General features: G+C 61.5%; 20 protein-coding genes. All 20 read right to left on the reverse strand.

Features of this window, described 5'->3' with window-relative positions:
* Positions 1–78: 78 nt before the first annotated feature.
* The 20 genes from ACLB1Z_RS12675 to ACLB1Z_RS12770 all read right to left on the reverse strand — a co-directional run bounded on the left by ACLB1Z_RS12675 (position 79) and on the right by ACLB1Z_RS12770 (position 15,271).
* Positions 79–426 (reverse strand): hypothetical protein, encoded by a 348-nt coding sequence (locus tag ACLB1Z_RS12675; protein ID WP_024275951.1) that lies wholly within the window; start codon positions 424–426, stop codon positions 79–81.
* On the reverse strand, positions 423–1,742 hold the full coding sequence (locus ACLB1Z_RS12680; protein ID WP_409560184.1) for a hypothetical protein: 1,320 nt from the start codon (positions 1,740–1,742) through the stop codon (positions 423–425). The genes ACLB1Z_RS12675 and ACLB1Z_RS12680 overlap by 4 nt, the downstream gene beginning before the upstream one ends.
* A 34-nt stretch (positions 1,743–1,776) precedes the next feature.
* Positions 1,777–2,325 (reverse strand): DUF4376 domain-containing protein, encoded by a 549-nt coding sequence (locus ACLB1Z_RS12685; RefSeq protein ID WP_409560185.1) that lies wholly within the window; start codon positions 2,323–2,325, stop codon positions 1,777–1,779.
* Positions 2,326–2,337: 12 nt separating this feature from the next.
* Positions 2,338–3,024 carry a hypothetical protein gene (locus ACLB1Z_RS12690; RefSeq protein ID WP_409560186.1) on the reverse strand — a complete coding sequence of 229 codons (687 nt, stop codon included), beginning with the start codon at positions 3,022–3,024 and terminating at the stop codon, positions 2,338–2,340.
* Complete coding sequence (locus ACLB1Z_RS12695; protein WP_409560187.1) at positions 3,024–3,419, reverse strand: hypothetical protein; 396 nt, start codon at positions 3,417–3,419, stop codon at positions 3,024–3,026. Before ACLB1Z_RS12695 ends, ACLB1Z_RS12690 begins: the two co-directional genes overlap by 1 nt.
* Entirely contained in the window at positions 3,419–3,826 is a 408-nt protein-coding gene (locus tag ACLB1Z_RS12700; protein ID WP_409560188.1) for a hypothetical protein, read from the reverse strand. Before ACLB1Z_RS12700 ends, ACLB1Z_RS12695 begins: the two co-directional genes overlap by 1 nt.
* A gap of 45 nt (positions 3,827–3,871) precedes the next feature.
* Positions 3,872–4,240: a hypothetical protein gene (locus tag ACLB1Z_RS12705; protein ID WP_409560189.1), complete on the reverse strand. Its 369-nt coding sequence runs from the start codon at positions 4,238–4,240 to the stop codon at positions 3,872–3,874.
* Positions 4,241–4,261: 21 nt separating this feature from the next.
* On the reverse strand, positions 4,262–4,822 hold the full coding sequence (locus ACLB1Z_RS12710; RefSeq protein WP_409560190.1) for a hypothetical protein: 561 nt from the start codon (positions 4,820–4,822) through the stop codon (positions 4,262–4,264).
* On the reverse strand, positions 4,822–6,714 hold the full coding sequence (locus tag ACLB1Z_RS12715; RefSeq protein WP_409560191.1) for a hypothetical protein: 1,893 nt from the start codon (positions 6,712–6,714) through the stop codon (positions 4,822–4,824). The genes ACLB1Z_RS12710 and ACLB1Z_RS12715 overlap by 1 nt, the downstream gene beginning before the upstream one ends.
* Positions 6,715–6,754: 40 nt before the next feature.
* Entirely contained in the window at positions 6,755–6,979 is a 225-nt protein-coding gene (locus ACLB1Z_RS12720) for a hypothetical protein (protein WP_024275960.1), read from the reverse strand.
* A 57-nt stretch (positions 6,980–7,036) separates the two neighbouring features.
* Positions 7,037–9,280 (reverse strand): hypothetical protein, encoded by a 2,244-nt coding sequence (locus tag ACLB1Z_RS12725; RefSeq protein WP_409560192.1) that lies wholly within the window; start codon positions 9,278–9,280, stop codon positions 7,037–7,039.
* A 16-nt stretch (positions 9,281–9,296) separates the two neighbouring features.
* Entirely contained in the window at positions 9,297–10,610 is a 1,314-nt protein-coding gene (locus tag ACLB1Z_RS12730; RefSeq protein ID WP_409560193.1) for a phage tail protein I, read from the reverse strand.
* The gene (locus ACLB1Z_RS12735; RefSeq protein WP_409560194.1) at positions 10,607–11,473 is read right to left on the reverse strand and encodes a baseplate J/gp47 family protein; all 867 of its coding nucleotides are present in this window, start codon (positions 11,471–11,473) and stop codon (positions 10,607–10,609) included. The genes ACLB1Z_RS12730 and ACLB1Z_RS12735 overlap by 4 nt, the downstream gene beginning before the upstream one ends.
* On the reverse strand, positions 11,470–11,871 hold the full coding sequence (locus tag ACLB1Z_RS12740) for a GPW/gp25 family protein (protein ID WP_409560195.1): 402 nt from the start codon (positions 11,869–11,871) through the stop codon (positions 11,470–11,472). Before ACLB1Z_RS12740 ends, ACLB1Z_RS12735 begins: the two co-directional genes overlap by 4 nt.
* A gap of 2 nt (positions 11,872–11,873) precedes the next feature.
* Positions 11,874–12,056 carry a hypothetical protein gene (locus tag ACLB1Z_RS12745; protein WP_409560196.1) on the reverse strand — a complete coding sequence of 61 codons (183 nt, stop codon included), beginning with the start codon at positions 12,054–12,056 and terminating at the stop codon, positions 11,874–11,876.
* A gap of 12 nt (positions 12,057–12,068) precedes the next feature.
* Entirely contained in the window at positions 12,069–12,602 is a 534-nt protein-coding gene (locus ACLB1Z_RS12750; protein ID WP_409560197.1) for a phage baseplate assembly protein V, read from the reverse strand.
* Positions 12,599–13,390, reverse strand: a complete 792-nt coding sequence (locus tag ACLB1Z_RS12755; protein WP_409560198.1) for a hypothetical protein — start codon at positions 13,388–13,390, stop codon at positions 12,599–12,601. The genes ACLB1Z_RS12750 and ACLB1Z_RS12755 overlap by 4 nt, the downstream gene beginning before the upstream one ends.
* Before the next feature lie 3 nt (positions 13,391–13,393).
* Complete coding sequence (locus ACLB1Z_RS12760; protein WP_409560199.1) at positions 13,394–13,783, reverse strand: hypothetical protein; 390 nt, start codon at positions 13,781–13,783, stop codon at positions 13,394–13,396.
* An 11-nt stretch (positions 13,784–13,794) separates the two neighbouring features.
* Positions 13,795–14,808, reverse strand: a complete 1,014-nt coding sequence (locus ACLB1Z_RS12765; RefSeq protein WP_409560200.1) for a major capsid protein — start codon at positions 14,806–14,808, stop codon at positions 13,795–13,797.
* Positions 14,809–14,899: 91 nt separating this feature from the next.
* Entirely contained in the window at positions 14,900–15,271 is a 372-nt protein-coding gene (locus tag ACLB1Z_RS12770) for a head decoration protein (protein ID WP_409560201.1), read from the reverse strand.
* Positions 15,272–15,299: the final 28 nt, after the last annotated feature.

Raw genomic sequence — 15,299 nt, forward strand, 5'->3', positions numbered from 1 at the left:
GTGTGGGCTCCTTGCAGGTGAAAAAAAAGGCCGCCCTGCAAAGGCGGCCTGATTGGCGTTTCAGATTGTCGGTTAGGGTTAGGCGGGGAACACCGCCGGGTCGGCGTCGAGATTGCCAGAGGCGACGGTTAGGCTCGCTCCGGATGCGAGCGTCACCTCAAGTTCGTGCGTCCACTTGCCAGCAGGCAACTCGCCCTTCGGCACAGTCACGCGGGCGACATTGGAGGATGCGCCCATGATCACGATTCCGTCGTTCGGTAGAGACGACTTGGAAACCGTTCGGCCGCCTGCGATCAGGCGCGGCCTGATCCCCCAGCGCAGAATTGCCGTTGAGAGATTGATAGGCGCGCCGGTGTCTTCGTCGACGACGGCAACGTCGATAACGACCGTGTCGCCGGCCCGCGTCTTGATTGGAACGTCAATCACAATTTGACCTCTATCGTTACGTCGGCGCGCGTGAAGCCGACTTTTGCGGTCGCCGTGAACGGCGATGTTTTGAGCCCGGCCGTAACCGAAATGATCAGGCCGGCCGTCGGCGCACCGAGCACCGGCCTGGGCATCACAAATCCGAACTCGATGCCCTGCGCCGCAAGCGCATGGCGCTGGCGCAGGTCGGGCGGAACGATAATCGGGGCGCCGCCCGCAAGATTCGCAGCGCGAAGCTTTACGATGCGGCCGAGTGCGGGCGCTCCGACACTCGGCGCACCGGATGCAATCGACGACGCCTCAAAGACGGGAACTTTCCCCAGCGTCGGAGATCCGACGACGGGCGCGCCGGCCGTGGTCTCGACCGCGGTGAGCTTGTTCGTCTGCCTCAGAACCGGCCGATCAATGGCGGGCGATTTAGCAACGATGTTCTGCGCCGCGAGCGCATGGCGCTGGCCGATGACGGGCCGCCCCGCCGTAGGTGCACCGGCGTCATTCGACGAAGCCGTCAGGACGTGTTTCTGGCCGATCGCAACGTTGCCGGGCGACGGAGCGCCGGACGCGACAGAGTTCGCCGCGAAATCATGCCATTGCCCCATCGCCGGGCTGCCGACGGCCGGAAATCCCGCTGCGACGCTATCCGCGACAAGCTGACCTTGAACGCCCATCGCCGGGGCGCCGACGCTCGGCTCTGTTGTCGCAAGGTCTCTCGCATCGAGCGCATGGCGCTGGCCGACGGCGGGCTGTGCCGCTGTAGGCAAGCCTGCCGCAATCGACAAACCCGCCAGCGCATGTTTCTGGCCGATCGTGACGCTATCTGCAACGGGAGCGGCGGACGAGACCGAGAGAGCGGCGAGATCGTGCCGCTGTCTCATTGCCGGGCTGCCAACCGCCGGGATTCCCGCCGCGATGCTGTCCGCGACAAGCTCGCCTCGAACACCCATCGCCGGGACGCCGACGCTCGGCTCTGCTGTCGTGATGTCTATGGCATCAAGCGCGTGTCGCTGGCCGATGGCGGGCTGTGCCGCTGGAGGTGTGCCTGCGCCAATCGACAAGCCCGCCAGCGCGTGTTTCTGGCCGAGCGTGACGCTATCTGCCACGGGAGCGGCGGATGCGACCGATCGTGCAACGAGATCGTGCCGCTGTCCCGTCGCTGGGCTGCCGACGACTGGACTTCTCGACGAAACAGCGCTCGCATGTAGCGCGTGATTTTGGCCCAAGCCCGGAGCGCCGACTGAAGGCGGCGAAGCAACGATGCCATCGGCCGCAAGGTCAACGACCGTCGCTTTTTCAGGCGAGAAAAACAGTAGGAACATGCTCAGGCCCTACAAGAGCAGGAATTTCGGCGCATCAAGTCGTGATCGTCGCCACAGGCCAACCCATAACGCCAACCGTCGTCGGGTCCTCGACTTGTGCTGCCGTCGTGATCGTCCCGGCGTCGATCGCCGCATAGACCGCGCGAAGCGTGACGTATCCCGCATCGACCCAATTGCTGACAGCAAGTCCCAGTGCGGTCGTTGTCTCAGCATTGAGATCGACGTCCACCCCCGGCGCGATGGTCCAGTGGCAGACGGCGCTTGGATCTTTGTCAGCGCGCTGCGCGGCGCCGCCGATCATGATCAGGCCTTTTTCGGTGGTCTCTACCGCGACACCGTTGATCGTCACGCCCGACGCTTGGAGAGCAAGGATCTTGCGATCGGCAACAGCGACGAGCCGAGCCTTGATTTCTTCCGGTGTTGGGTCTGGATCGGAAACTACGGTTTTTACGATCCCATGCGCCGCCAGATCGTCGTTGGATGCGAGCGCCAGCCAATTCGCGGGATATGCAATGCCGCTTTCAACAAATGGCTGGCCGGGCGTTAAGTTCGCGCCGTTGAGGGTGTAGGTCGTAGATGCCACGATGTGCCTCGCTTATGGCGCCGTCGAATAGATCACGAACGCTGTTTGCAGGTTTTGCGGGTTGTCGGATGTGTCCTGAGGGATGGCGGGAGAGGTGTAAGACCCAGCCGGCGGCGTCGCAGAGTAGATGCCCATTGCGTCTTCACCTGTCGTTATGACGGTGTCGAGGCCGGTCACCACATCCGCCACGGAGTTGCTCCAGTTGTCCCAGCCGACAGAAAACACCAGAACGAGCGAGCCGTCGGCCCCAACATTGACCGTTACCGGAACGCGCTCATCAGGATCGTCGCCGCTCGCCGTGGCAATCGTTCCGAATGGCGCGGCAGGATCGGCGCCACGGATCAGAATGTACGAGATACCGATGCGCGACACGCCATCGCCACTATACGATGTACCGCCATCCTCGGACCCATCGCAGAAGCGATAGAATATCCACGACGCGATGTAGCCGTCGTCGGTCTGTTTGAAATCCGGGCCATGCAGTTGCGTCAGAAAGCCAACGTCCGAATGCATAACCATGTTGTTTGCAGCGCCGCGAGCCCCGACAAACGACACGATCAAGTCGCCCGGCTGTATGTCATCTGGCCAAGCGGCCCAAGCACTTGATGATGCGCCGCCGGACTGCGTAGCCCCGATGATGGCCGGCGCCGCAGATGGCGCAGTGAGCCCCTGCCCGACCATGGGGAATGTCGCGATCATCAGCCGTACCCTTTCGCGAGGCCCACGAAGCGCAGTTTCAGCGTTCCGCCGATCGTCACCGCTTCGAATTGCAAAAGATCAGCCTTGCTCGCCGCCGTCGTTAGCGTCGGCGCGCCGGCTGTGCCGAAATCGAACGACCCCGTCCCCGTCGTCGCCCACGTCAGCGTGCGCGAGCCGGTGGCGTCCTGAATGACCCAGAGAAGATACGTGGTGCCCTCGACAGCATTCGAGACCGCGTTGATGGTTCGATTGCCGCCAAGCGTCACCTTGGCTTTCTGCGCGCCCGCGACGTCCCACGCGATGTTCGCCGCATCTGTGAGCGCCACCAGCGAAAAGGACTGCTGCTTTTTCCAGATGTTCGCGACGAGCGTTAGCAGCGGATTATAGAGCGCCATCAGGTCAACTCCGTCACGCGGGCGTAGCCGTTGGCCGCCGACCAAATGCCGTAGATCGCGCCCTGATAGCCGAAGGGCGTTTCATAGTAGCCTCCGGGCGGTATTTGCACCGTGTAGGCTGTCAGAGACGCAGCCGTCGCGAGCGCGAGATAGAGCGTCGCCGTCGACTCGTTCATGATCGTTGACCCAACGCGAGCCGCATTCGCCGCAAGGATCTGCCTGCTTGCGGTCGCCGCCGCCACGCTCGTGAGCGATGGTGTTGAGCTTCTGAAACGGACGGCCGAGCCGTCCGCTTCGTTTAGAGACACGCGCTCGATATGCTTCGTTACGCTGTCCTCGGTGATGGTGTTCGTCGCGACGAATTTGCCGGACGTTCCTTCACCGACTTCAAGTTTGTCGGTCGCCATGTCTCACCTCGATTGCCGCTGTATTCCTAGATGCGCGAAGCGGACTTACGCCGCGTCCGGGATGCCGACGTCGAAGGCAGCGAGCGTGAACACGTTCCCGTTCGTCACTTCCTGCGGATCGCTGATCGAGCCGGTTGCGAGCAAGATGCTGTTGGCGACGTCGGAGATCGCCCAGAAGGCCGCCTCACCCGTTGCCGTCACGGCTCCATCGGCGATCGCGGCGACTGTCACTTTCCGGCCATCCGGAGCGCGGTCGGCCGGGTCGCCGATGGCGATGCCGGTCTTGTTGCCGAGCGAGTCGGTGCCCGTAGCATCGGCGTAGGTCGTCGGCTCAGCCGAGCAAATGTCGAGACGAGTCGCTGTCTTGATCTTTGCGAGCGCAGCATCGAGAGCGGTGTCAGAGATAAAGGCCATGTTTCGTTCCTCTATGTTGGATCAGGTGTTCGAAGGCCATTGCGCAGCATCGATCTGCGCGAATGTCGTGATGGTGGTCGCGCGGATCTGCGCATAAACCGCTGAAAGGGCATCGTAAGTTGTTTGGATCCAATCGCCGACGGCGAGGCCGAGAGCGATTGCCGTCGCTGCGTCCAGCGCAATGGTTTGATCCGGCCCGACGACCCAATTGGCGATCGCGCTTGGGTTTTTCTCCGCACGCGAAACAGCGCCATTCAACAGCGTCATACCGCGGATCGTCGTCGCCACCGGGACACCGTTGATCACGCATCCGCCGGCCATAACGGCAGCGTGTTTCTGATCTGCGTACGCGATCAGATCATCCTGTGAAGCGACAAAGGACGCCGGCCCCATTGCGACCGCTCGCGCGTAGATCTCACGGCCGAACGGCTCGTCGTCGTCTGGGCTCGCGGTAAAGGGCAATGGACCATGAACCGGATGAATGATGGTGCAGTCGATCGTGCCCCGCACGTTGTACGTTGGATTTTGGATTTCGATCTGTGCGCCATCGTCTGCGCCGGGGGAGGCAGCTTGATCGGACATTACGCGATCCTTTGAAAGAGTGTTGTGTCGTCATTATCGGCGATGTAACCGCACCGCCGCCAAGTTCCGGTCGGATGCGTGCCCGCCCATTCGTTGTCGCCATCCGCCCACGACAACGTGCTACCCGCGACCGTCGCGCCAGCGCCGCCCATCGGGCCATTGAAAAAGCCATACGTGCCGATGCCGCCAAGACCGAGGTTGACCATCGCTGCGCCGACTTGAGAGGCGTTGCTGTAAAACGATGCCGCGTGCAGCCCGTCTAAAGTGTCGGCGTCGAGACCGCTTCCGGAACCGTCATTCGCTTTTACTTTCGCCATGACGTCGGCGGCCGTGTAGGCGGCGGCATCAAGCGGCGTAAAGCCGAGAGTGGCCTGCTTTCCGGCAAGGGCGGTCGTTACGTCCGTCGCATTCGCTTTTCCCTGAAGCGCGCTATCGACTTCCGACTTCTTGTATGCGTCGGCGATGCCGTAGCCTGCGAGCGTCGTCGCTTTGTCTGCCTTGTTGCCGAGTCCCGTGGCGATTGAACCAGAAATCGAGTTCATTGCCGTGTCGACTTCGCTTTTCTTGTACGCGTCGGCAATGCCGTAACCGGCCAGCGTCGTCGCCTTGGTGGCTTTGCCGCTCAAGGCGGTATCGACTTGGCCTTTGGTGTAGACCGCGGATGCGTCGGCTTTGCTTGAAACAGCCGTGTCGATTTCGTCTTTGGTATAGGCATCGGCGATGCCGTAACCCGCTAGCGTCGTCGCCTTGTCGGCTTTGTCCGTGATGCCGTCGCCGATTGCGACGTCGATTTCATCCTTAGTGTAGGCGTCGGTGATACCGTAACCGGCCAGCGTCGTCGCAGGGCTCGCCTTCGCTGCGGCGGCGGCGGCAATTTCTTCAAGCGCCGCGGCGACGCGCGTCGAAGTGATGTTCTCGCTCGGATCGACAACGATTTGCGCGGCGTTATAGTCGCCGTCTGCCGCCCCAACGACACCATCCCGGCCGAATACTGTCGTGACCGGCGTGTCCGGTGCTGAGATATAGGCGGCCACCCAACCGCCGATCGAGGATTTGAAAATGCGCATCTCGCCGACGGTGGTGTTGTAATACAAGATGCCGTTCGTAAGCGCCGCACCCGAATTGGTTTTCATCGGGTCTGCGGCCTTGGCACCGAGATAGCGCTCGTTGAAGGCCGAGTAATTGGCGCGCACCTCGTCGTTCATCGACTGGACGGCAGCGCGGATCTGCGAGACGAGAGTCGCGCTCGATGCCGCGGCATCGCGAGCGGCGACGGCATCGGTAGCGGCCGTCGTCGCAAGCGTCGTCTTCTCGCCGATCGTGGCCGCAGCGGCGACGGCGGCATCCGACGCGGTAGTCGCAGTGGCCGCGGCTTGCGCGGCAGCCGCGGCGGCAGAGGCGTTGTCCGTCGCAGAGGCCGCGTGGATCTGCCAGTTCGCGCCCTGCCCCACACCGGTCACGCGGTCGATATCGACTTCGAGCGCCCCCGTCGTATTGTCGTAACTGACCGTCTTGCCAAGCCACGCCCGGCTCAGATCGTTAAAGACGAAGCCGGAAATGTATGCCGCTGGCGCGAAATACGTCCGGTCGTCGGCGTCGACAATCAACGTCACGCGGCCTTCTTCGAGCGGGATCTCGGTCGATGACCGGGCCGAGAACACCGTGTTAAGGCTCGCGAACGCCTGAATGCGCGCATAGACCGGCGCGAGGGCGGCGTTGACCTGCTCCGATCCGGTCTTGTTGAGCTTATCGACTGCGGCTTCCCAGGTTTTGTCGACGTCTTCGAGCGAGCCGACGCGCTTGTCGATATCCTGGAAGCGGAAATTTAGAACGTCGGGATTGCCGATGTTGTCCCGAAGCCGCAGTTTATACTGACCGTCGAACCTGTTCATGACTTGCCTCTGTGAGCCGAAGTGTTTTCTGCGGTTCGCGTCAGCCTTCGGGCATGGTGAGGGTGTAAGACTTCACCGCATCGCCGAGAGCGGTCACGGCGCGGCCTTTGAGCGTGTAGTCGCCGCTTGGCCGAATCTTGTGGTTGCCGATCGTCGCCACGCGATTGACCTTCACCTTGTAGAAGGCGTCCGGCTGGATCGGCAGTGCGATGCTAACTTCCGTCGCCTGAGCAGCAGGCGTCGCATTGGCCGGTGATTTAGCCATTAGGGATTCTCCAAATGTTGAGAGTGTTCGAGTGACGGGAAACGCTGCCGCGCCCGCTTATGCGAATTCAACGTCGACGCGCTCGGAGACGTGGAACACGTCAAGCGCAGACGACGTGGTGCCGTCAAAAACGATTTTAAAGCTGTCGTGGGCCGCCGCCAGATTGAACGTATAGGTCCGGTGGATGGCGTAATCGCTTTCGACAACGGTTTCCGTGACGTCCGCCGTCTCGACCGTGTCGAAGGCAGCACCGACGAGCAGCGAGCAGGCGATCGTATGGTTCGCGGTGTTCCAATTCTCATAGCGAACCTGAATGCGTACCGTCGTCGTTGAGACGCGCACACACTCGGTCGAGATGTGCTTGAAAACGGTGCGCGGACGCGAGACGAGCACCTGCGATCCCGCCAACTTCAAGCCCGGCATGATATCGCTCGTGCCGACGAAGACCGCGCGCAACGGCAACAGCGGCGGAAGCCCGATCAGGGCCTGCGTGTTGACCGAACTCAACGGAATCCAATTGCCGTTGACCTGCACCTCGAAGACAAGCTGGCACGCCGCCGAGACGATCATGTCGGCGTTAATGTCGATCGCCGCGATACCGCCGTCCAACTGCAGCGGTTGCATGGTAATGACGACGCGTGGGTTGTCGAACGAGGCGAAATTCAACGTGATCATGGCATCTTTTGTTAGATCGCCCTGATAGAATGCGCCGTCGGTCGAATAGAAGAACGTGCCCTGAGCGTAGGAATTCCCCGACGCCATCGCGATCCAGTGGTTCGCGTTCGTGGTGATGACGAGCGCATAGCGCGTGCCAGCCTTAAGATAAGTCGGCGGCACGTCAACTAAGGTTTGCGCTGGATAAAGCTTCAGCTTGGTGTAATCGACCGTCGTGCTCATGACCGCCTTGGTGAGATCCGGGGCGCCATTCGTCGTCTCGACGATCGTTAGCGTGATGTTGCCGTTCGCCGCCTTGCGCGTGAGATAAAAGCCGATCTGGGTGAGCCAGCCATCCTGCGAGTTCAGGAAAGACTGAGCGACGAGCGCGCCAGTGATGGACAGATTATTGACGACGTAATCCCAATAGGGCTCTTCGTAGGTGTCGACCCAGAATTGCTCCAAGCGGATCATCTGGTGATTCTTCGACGTGTCGCCAGAAAGCACGAGGAACGTCTCGCCGTTGCGCGTGAAAATGTGCGTCACCGGATCGTAGCTGCCGGACCGCCACCATGCGCTGTTCGTGCAGTAGGTGTACGTGGTGCCGTAACGGATGCGCTGGCGCGACATCATTTTCTGCACCACGCTGACCGTTTGATAGCCGTACTGGCTGATGGAAACCTCGCCGGAATAACCAGTGATGTTCAGGCGGGTGACGTTGTCATAGGCGGGCAGCAAGAGGCCGTTCGTGATGCTCTGGTTCGGATCGAACGCCGAGAACACGTTGAGTTCAGAAAGCCCGGCGTTTGCATCGGAAAAGCGAATGCCTTCCTCAACCTTCGCCAGAAAGTTGACGTTCGTGGTATCGGACTCATCCGTCGTCAGAAAGCGATCGGCTCCATAGGCCGCATAATCGTCGGGAAGCTCGGCGATCTCCTTAAGACGGGCGACGTCAGCAAAGAGATTGAACAGATCGCGGTTGTTGGCGACACCGTTGACCTGGTTCGCGAGGTTCGTAATGTCCGACGCGATCGTCGTGATGCGCGGCTCCGTGATCTCTTTCCAGTCGATGATGAGCTTGAGCTGATCGGCGACGTCGGAAAGGCGCGGCCGCCGGTTTTCGGCGACCATTTCGACACTTTCGATGCCGTTGGGGTTGAGCGTGACGATTGCGAACGCCAATTCGGTGTCGGCGATCGGCGGCAACTGCGGGTCAGGGCTTTCGACGCCGGCGCGCGGGCTTACGTTCGCAACGCGGCGGCTTTCCATCGGCACCGACTTCGGCTGCGTTTCGCCGGTATCGACGTTGATCAGGAAGTCGCGACCTTCGACCTGAAGTTCGCCCGTCTCGCTCGCCCAGGTAACGAGCACGACTTTCTTTTTCGTGACGGTCGGCAAGTACGTGAAAAGCTCCGTCTTCACCGCATCGAGTTGGATATGGACGGCGCCGTTTGTGTAAAGGCGGCCCGGCTGCGACGTTACCTCGGTCGTGGCCGTCGCCGTGCTGTCGAAGCCCGCATAGGCCTTGTTGTTTTCGATGGCATCGAAAACGAGATCATCGAAGGACTCCCGAACGTAGGCCTGCAGATTATTGTGATCGTCGGCCTGCTGTTCCTGATTGTCGCGAAAATTGACTAGGCGCTCCATGAGCTTTCTTCTCCTGTTAGGATCGGGTGTACTGGCCGAGGATCAAATCGTTGCCCAAAAAGAGCGGCGTACCGATCCTGAGCGGGCGGGCGACCTCGGTGTCTAGAAGGACGGTGTCGCGAAGGCTTCGCGCCGTATTCATCGCCGTGACGGTATTTTGCAGATTCTCTTTCGGAGCCTTGTAGAAGTAGCCGCCGACGAACCGATCAGCCGCCCACTTAGGGCGCTTGCCGGGCACCACGACCGTCAATTCGGCGGTGAAGTTCGGAATGCCGAAGCGCACATGGCCCATGAAGTTGTGCGCGCCGCGGCCGACCTGCGGCTGATCCGGATCGCTCAGATAAACCACATCGTAAATTCGATATTTCGAGCCGCTTGGTACGAAATAGCGCTTGCCGTTGCGCGATGCGCCGTTCGGCAAAGCAGGCATCGGCTTCGGAACCGCTCCCTCGAAGACAAGCCGGTTCGGCGCGCCGATCGGCGTGCCGCACATGACGGACCGCGGCGCGAATCCCTTTTCGCCGAGGCGCGTTGGAATGACGCTGACCGGCGTCAGTTTCGGAACGACCGGAAAACGATAGAGCAATTGCTCGACAGCGCTTGTGCGATCGACGTCGAGCGTAATGATCCGGCTTTCCGAGTCGCTCTTTCGGAAAAATCCGTTGCCCATAAAGCTCGTCGTGAAGATCGACCGACGCGCCGTCGCCGGGATCATCACCTGTTCGCCGCTGTCGGACAGCGCAGCCCAGGTCAACTCTTTCGTCACCGGCCCGTAAACGTACAGCGCACGCGTCGTTTGCTTCGTGCCTCGATCGACGTCGCACGCGAAACAGTCTGGCTTTCCGGCCTCGTCACGGAAAAATTTGCCGTGTTTTCCCCGCCAGAAGGCACGAAAGCCCGCTTTCCCTTCGCGCCGATAGGGAAAGAGCCGGATCTGCGGCAGTTTTTCGAGAAAGACCTCGCGCTCGGCCGGCGTCGTCGATGCCCCGAGGAAATTCTTGGCCGGAGGGCGGACCCAACGGTAAAGTTCGGAGCCCGCAAGGTCGATGTATGCGCGCTGGCCGCCAAGGGTGCCCTTCATCCGCTTCAAGGCGAACGAATTCTTGATCACCCACCGCTTTTTTTCTTCCGGCCAGCTATCGATCCAGAAATCGACGCCGAGCGCCCACGCAAGCCACGGCAACAACGGCGTCGGGCACGTGTCCCAACGCCAAAGGTCGCGCAACGGCGTGGGCACCTTGTCTATGCGCGCAGTCGTAGCGCTCAGTGCCTTCTCGAAGTCGGTTGACGTCTCCGGCAGCAGGTGAAGTGCGCGCGGAATGTCCGTCATCCGATGACCTCGCTCGTGATCGTGATCGTAACGGCTTCGGGAAAGCCGCCGTCAGGCGGGGTGATATCGGCGGTTGGGGATGCCAGCCGCACCTTTTCAACGCCGCCCACGGTCAGCGCCGCAGAAATTCCCGACGTCGTAGCTCTAAGACCGATCTTGCGCCGATCGGCGATGTACTTCGTCAGCGCCGTCTGGGCGTTCTGGACGACGACCGATGGCGACGGACCGCGCCCAATTTCGAGCACCGCCTCGACGTTGAAAGTGATCGGCGTAGCCGCGAGCGTCAGCACATCGTCGGTCAACGGGCCGACGTTCTCCTGGGCAAGCCGCGTTCGCACCAATTGCAGGACGGCGTCGACGTCGGCGCCGGCACGGACCAGAACGAAGACATGAACTTGCACGCGGCCAAGGCTGTCGACGTATTTGACAGCGTCGGCGTCGATCACATCGGACGATGCCGAGCGCGCATGGAAGATGTAGGCGCCGCGCGGCCCGGCCGAACTGAAGGCTTCGGGTGCCTCCTGAATGCGCGTGCGCAGCAATTCGTCATCGGTTTCGCCATCGAGGCGAACGACGCCGTAGTACGGCCCCAGGTGATCGAGATCGCCGCCCTTCGATTCCGAAAGCATCACGGCGCGGGCGGCATCGTTCACGCGTGCGCGCAACGCGATTTCGCGATAGGCGAGCACTTCCAGAACCTTCACAACGGGATCGCTTTCGAGCGTGCCGACGTTGAAATCCGGCCAGCGCGAAACGAGATCCGCTTTCACTTCTGCCAGAATGTCTTCGAAAGCGAGTACTTCGACGACTGGGGGCGGACCGAGTTCGGACAGATTGATAGCAGTCGCAGCAAATCGGGTCATGTTGCGGGGATCCAACCGTCGTCCACGAGAAGCAATGTCACCGACCGATCGGGAATCGTCGCCGGCGTGCGGTCGCCAAGGTGGCCGCGCGGCAGATAGGTGCCATCAAGGCGCAAAGTCGTCTGGCCGTCGCGACTCACCGCTGTGAAATACACAGTATCGAGCGCAAAACGCGGCTCCCAACGATCGAGTGCATCCGCAGTCGCGACGTAGAACTTAATCAGCGATGCGTCCGTCATCGGCTTGTCGACCAGAAGCGGATTGTCCGAGCCGTAGTCACGGCGCATGACGCGCGTGAGCTTGTACGTGGTGAGAATGTCGGCGATGGACTGGCAGACATGCGCCCAATCGATGAGGACGCGGCCCGTCCGCCGGTCCATGCCGATGCTGTCCGCCACGGTTAGCTCTGTGACGTCGTTTCAGGCGCGACGAGCTTCATAGCGTGCAATTGGAACTGCACCTGCGCCGGATAGAACTTCTTCTGCTGGCCCTTGCGGTAAAACGTGTTGTTGAACCACGAATCCTCGGTGAATTCGTAAAGCTGCTTTTCCGGCTTTGCGGGTGCTGGTGCGGGCTTCGCCATGTGGTGCTCCTGTTAGACTGCGTAGACCTTCGTCGCGGACGTTTCGGCAACGTCGCCTGCGCTATCGACGTCGCCTTTGCGGTGAACAAGCTGTCCGCCTTCCCCGCCGAGGTGAACGTCACCTTCGAGCACGATCGTTGCGGACGTGATTGTGGTTTTGTCGCCGGTCATCAGCAGGCGCGTGTTGCCGATCGCGATCACGGCCTCGTTTGCCTTGTCGTGAGGCCGCTTGTTGTCGTTCGACGGGATCGAGAAATCGATGTAACCGTCGGTGATATCGCCGGACTGCGAAACGAATTTCACCTGCTCGCCGACGACGGGCGGGAAATGCGTTTTGATGCCGCCCATCGCAAGCTCTTTCCAAGGCACCCACGGCGACTTGAACGGTTGGCGTGTTTCCTCGTCGACGTCGAATTGCACGCGGGCCAGGCCTTTTTGGACGTCGACGTCCGATATTTTCCCCGTCCACTCGCGAAATTCCATCCGTCGTTCGAGTTCTTCGAGGCGGTGGCGGTGATCGGCGAAGATATCGGCGAGCGTATTCATTGCGCCCCCAGCGGAACGTATCCTTCCGGCACCGATACCTGATCGTCGACGTCGGTTTTGACGTCGGCTGCGAAGTTTGGCGCGTCCGGAGCGATCGTTGGCAGCGGACCAAGGCGCAATGCCCCGGCCGTGCTCTGAGAGAGCCCGAGGGCAGCGCGCAGCCGCTTGAATTCGCTCCAATCTGTGGCGCCGCCGGTCGCGAGCGCGACGAACAGGTCCTTTTGCGTCTTAAGCTGATCGTCGGCGGCGAGCAGATCGACGAATTTCAACCAGATGCCTCGCAACGGTGTGCCCGGCGTCGGTTCCGGGGTGACGTCCACTGTCAAGACGATCTGACGGCCGGCAAAGCGCACGCCTTTGCGGTCGGATGCGCCACGCGACGACTTATCGGACTTCTTTTCGCGCACGAGCAGCCGCCAAAACTCCGCCCAGGCGCTATCGGGATCGGAAAGCGCCGTGCGGATCTGGCGTTCGATGGCGTCGACCGTGATTTCGAAGCCCGCATCGGTCGACGGGATGCCCCAGCCGCCCTTCATGCGCGACGTGACGGCCATTTCTATGGTCAGATCGATGGTCGTGCAGCGACCAAAGAGGCTCGTTTCTTCGTTCGGCACATCGGTGTCGGCGTCGCTTTCGTCGGTATAGACGACGATGAATGGCACCTCTGCGCCTTCAACCGACTCGTCGATCGGCCCGATCTCGCTGTCGCGGACCATTTCACCGGCGAACGTGCGCCCGCGCAGGGCCTGGACGGTCGCAATTCTGAGGGCGAGGCGCGAAAGGCTCATGGTTTACTCGAGGCTAGAGAGCATCAGGACGAGGCGGCCGGGGTGCTGCCGGTCGATCCAGTCGACTTTGTAGTGCTCGCCTTTGTCGGTCGCGTCGACGAGATCGTTTTCGCGAATGTCGGCGCCGGGCGGCAGGATCGATTTCGTAATTTCGAGGCGCGTGGGCGAAACACGGACCCGTGCGTTGCGGACGTGGCGGGAATTGCCGCCGATATCATTTTCGTCGCGATCGACGTGGAGAAGCCCGATCGTCGTGATGATCGGCCGCGCCACGTCGCGCGCGGGCGTCGCATAATCAGAGGGAAGCATCGGCGTTATGACGATTTCCTCGCTCATAACGCGGTCGACCGCCCGGTCCACGCGGCCCAGGCGGTCTTTCCAGCGATCTACCATGACGGCGGCGCTTAGGCGCTCAAGACGCCCTTGCGCAGCACGTTGGGCTGCGTGCAGATCGAGATGTGGTTCGACTGGATCTCGATCTCGACACCCTTGTCGTTGCGCATCCGGATCTGCTTGGCGTAGCGCGGCAGGCCTTTCGTGTTGACCGTTTCGATGTAATCGCCCGGCGCGAACCGGGTGATGAACAGTTCCGGAACGCCCATCGGCACCACGCGGCACTCGTTGTCGCCGATGAAGGCTGCGCCGGCGGCTGCCGTCGCCTTCTTGCCGGTGCGGTAACGCTCGAACGTGATGCCGCCGACGTCGAACGTATTCAACGTCCGACTGAGGTTCTCGGCCACTTTCTGGGCGTAGAGGAACGTCTCGCGGACGCTCTTGTGGTTGACGAGCGCCTGCCAGAAGTTCTTTCCGCAGAACGCATGAATGCCGGAATAAGGTGCGTCCAGTTCGTCTTCGATCTGGATGACCAACTGCTCGGCCTGCTGGCGCACGATCGTGTTCGCGTTGTCGAGCGCGAAATTGTAATCGGCCGCAGCGGCGATGCCGAACGACTGATAGAGATCGGCGAGCGTCTGACCGCCCTTCGACATGACGATGCCCTTGATTGCGCCGACGCGGCTGAATTCAAGCGTCGCGTCGAGATCGCGCGTATGCCGGGCCATCTTGTCGTTGACGATGCCCTCGACCGTCTGAACCTCGTCTTCGGTGCCGAACGAGCGGACGCCGTCGACTTCGTCCGCCATCACGGCGTCGTCGCGCTGGTAGTGTGGGATGGTGAAGGGACGCAGCTCTGACTTGTCCTTAGCTACGTTTTCACCGGGGCCGCCGCGCGGAGACGGCTCGACCAGAGACAGTTTTCCGTCGCGGCTTTCGACGACAATTGTCCGCGTCGCGACGCCGGCTTCTTCGAACAACTTCGTAGCAGAAACCTGACCCGGTACGTACGGGAGCTTGTTGACCTTCGCGGTCATTTCGATGAGCGAGAACGCATCGTTGTTGAAAATGTCGAGTGTAGCCATTGGCAGGGATCTCCATTTTGCCGGGTGAGGTTGCGGGCGGCAGGCCCGTCAGGGCCGAGGCCGCGCAAAGCACGGCCCGGCAATGCAGGGATTAGCGAACGACGATGCCGACGCTGGCGAGCGAGGCGAAGACGGCTGCCTTCTCGGCGTCCGTATCGGTGGCGACGTTCAACACGAGCGCATCCGCCCGGACTTCGCAGTCGCGGGTGTGAGCCGCAGCGACAACGTCGGCCGTGGTGGCGTCGACGCGGGCGTAATTGATCGCCACGGCAGTCTGCGAGCCGTCTTCCGCGGCCGGCGCGTGGGGCACGTATTTGCCGGATGCGGTGATCTTGCCGAGCACTGTGCCCGGATCGACGACGCCGGCGCCGCTGGCGATCTTGATGTTGTCGCGCGAGCGGTGGCCTTCGGCCTCGCTCAACAGGTATTCGGCCGTGTGACGGCCTTCGGTCAGTGTCGTCATGGTTTAGTGCCTCCGTTTTTGGTGACGT

The sequence above is a fragment of the Hyphomicrobium sp. MC8b genome (assembly GCF_905067615.1).
Taxonomy (GTDB): domain Bacteria; phylum Pseudomonadota; class Alphaproteobacteria; order Rhizobiales; family Hyphomicrobiaceae; genus Hyphomicrobium_B.

What these genes read in the sequence shown, in the direction of transcription:
- ACLB1Z_RS12680 (WP_409560184.1), bottom strand. Translation starts at nt 1,742, where the DNA reads ATGTTCCTACTGTTTTTCTCGCCTGAAAAAGCGACGGTCGTTGACCTT.
- ACLB1Z_RS12690 (WP_409560186.1), bottom strand. Translation starts at nt 3,024, where the DNA reads ATGATCGCGACATTCCCCATGGTCGGGCAGGGGCTCACTGCGCCATCT.
- ACLB1Z_RS12695 (WP_409560187.1), bottom strand. Translation starts at nt 3,419, where the DNA reads ATGGCGCTCTATAATCCGCTGCTAACGCTCGTCGCGAACATCTGGAAA.
- ACLB1Z_RS12700 (WP_409560188.1), bottom strand. Translation starts at nt 3,826, where the DNA reads ATGGCGACCGACAAACTTGAAGTCGGTGAAGGAACGTCCGGCAAATTC.
- ACLB1Z_RS12705 (WP_409560189.1), bottom strand. Translation starts at nt 4,240, where the DNA reads ATGGCCTTTATCTCTGACACCGCTCTCGATGCTGCGCTCGCAAAGATC.
- ACLB1Z_RS12710 (WP_409560190.1), bottom strand. Translation starts at nt 4,822, where the DNA reads ATGTCCGATCAAGCTGCCTCCCCCGGCGCAGACGATGGCGCACAGATC.
- ACLB1Z_RS12715 (WP_409560191.1), bottom strand. Translation starts at nt 6,714, where the DNA reads ATGAACAGGTTCGACGGTCAGTATAAACTGCGGCTTCGGGACAACATC.
- ACLB1Z_RS12720 (WP_024275960.1), bottom strand. Translation starts at nt 6,979, where the DNA reads ATGGCTAAATCACCGGCCAATGCGACGCCTGCTGCTCAGGCGACGGAA.
- ACLB1Z_RS12725 (WP_409560192.1), bottom strand. Translation starts at nt 9,280, where the DNA reads ATGGAGCGCCTAGTCAATTTTCGCGACAATCAGGAACAGCAGGCCGAC.
- ACLB1Z_RS12730 (WP_409560193.1), bottom strand. Translation starts at nt 10,610, where the DNA reads ATGACGGACATTCCGCGCGCACTTCACCTGCTGCCGGAGACGTCAACC.
- ACLB1Z_RS12735 (WP_409560194.1), bottom strand. Translation starts at nt 11,473, where the DNA reads ATGACCCGATTTGCTGCGACTGCTATCAATCTGTCCGAACTCGGTCCG.
- ACLB1Z_RS12745 (WP_409560196.1), bottom strand. Translation starts at nt 12,056, where the DNA reads ATGGCGAAGCCCGCACCAGCACCCGCAAAGCCGGAAAAGCAGCTTTAC.
- ACLB1Z_RS12750 (WP_409560197.1), bottom strand. Translation starts at nt 12,602, where the DNA reads ATGAATACGCTCGCCGATATCTTCGCCGATCACCGCCACCGCCTCGAA.
- ACLB1Z_RS12755 (WP_409560198.1), bottom strand. Translation starts at nt 13,390, where the DNA reads ATGAGCCTTTCGCGCCTCGCCCTCAGAATTGCGACCGTCCAGGCCCTG.
- ACLB1Z_RS12760 (WP_409560199.1), bottom strand. Translation starts at nt 13,783, where the DNA reads ATGGTAGATCGCTGGAAAGACCGCCTGGGCCGCGTGGACCGGGCGGTC.
- ACLB1Z_RS12765 (WP_409560200.1), bottom strand. Translation starts at nt 14,808, where the DNA reads ATGGCTACACTCGACATTTTCAACAACGATGCGTTCTCGCTCATCGAA.
- ACLB1Z_RS12770 (WP_409560201.1), bottom strand. Translation starts at nt 15,271, where the DNA reads ATGACGACACTGACCGAAGGCCGTCACACGGCCGAATACCTGTTGAGC.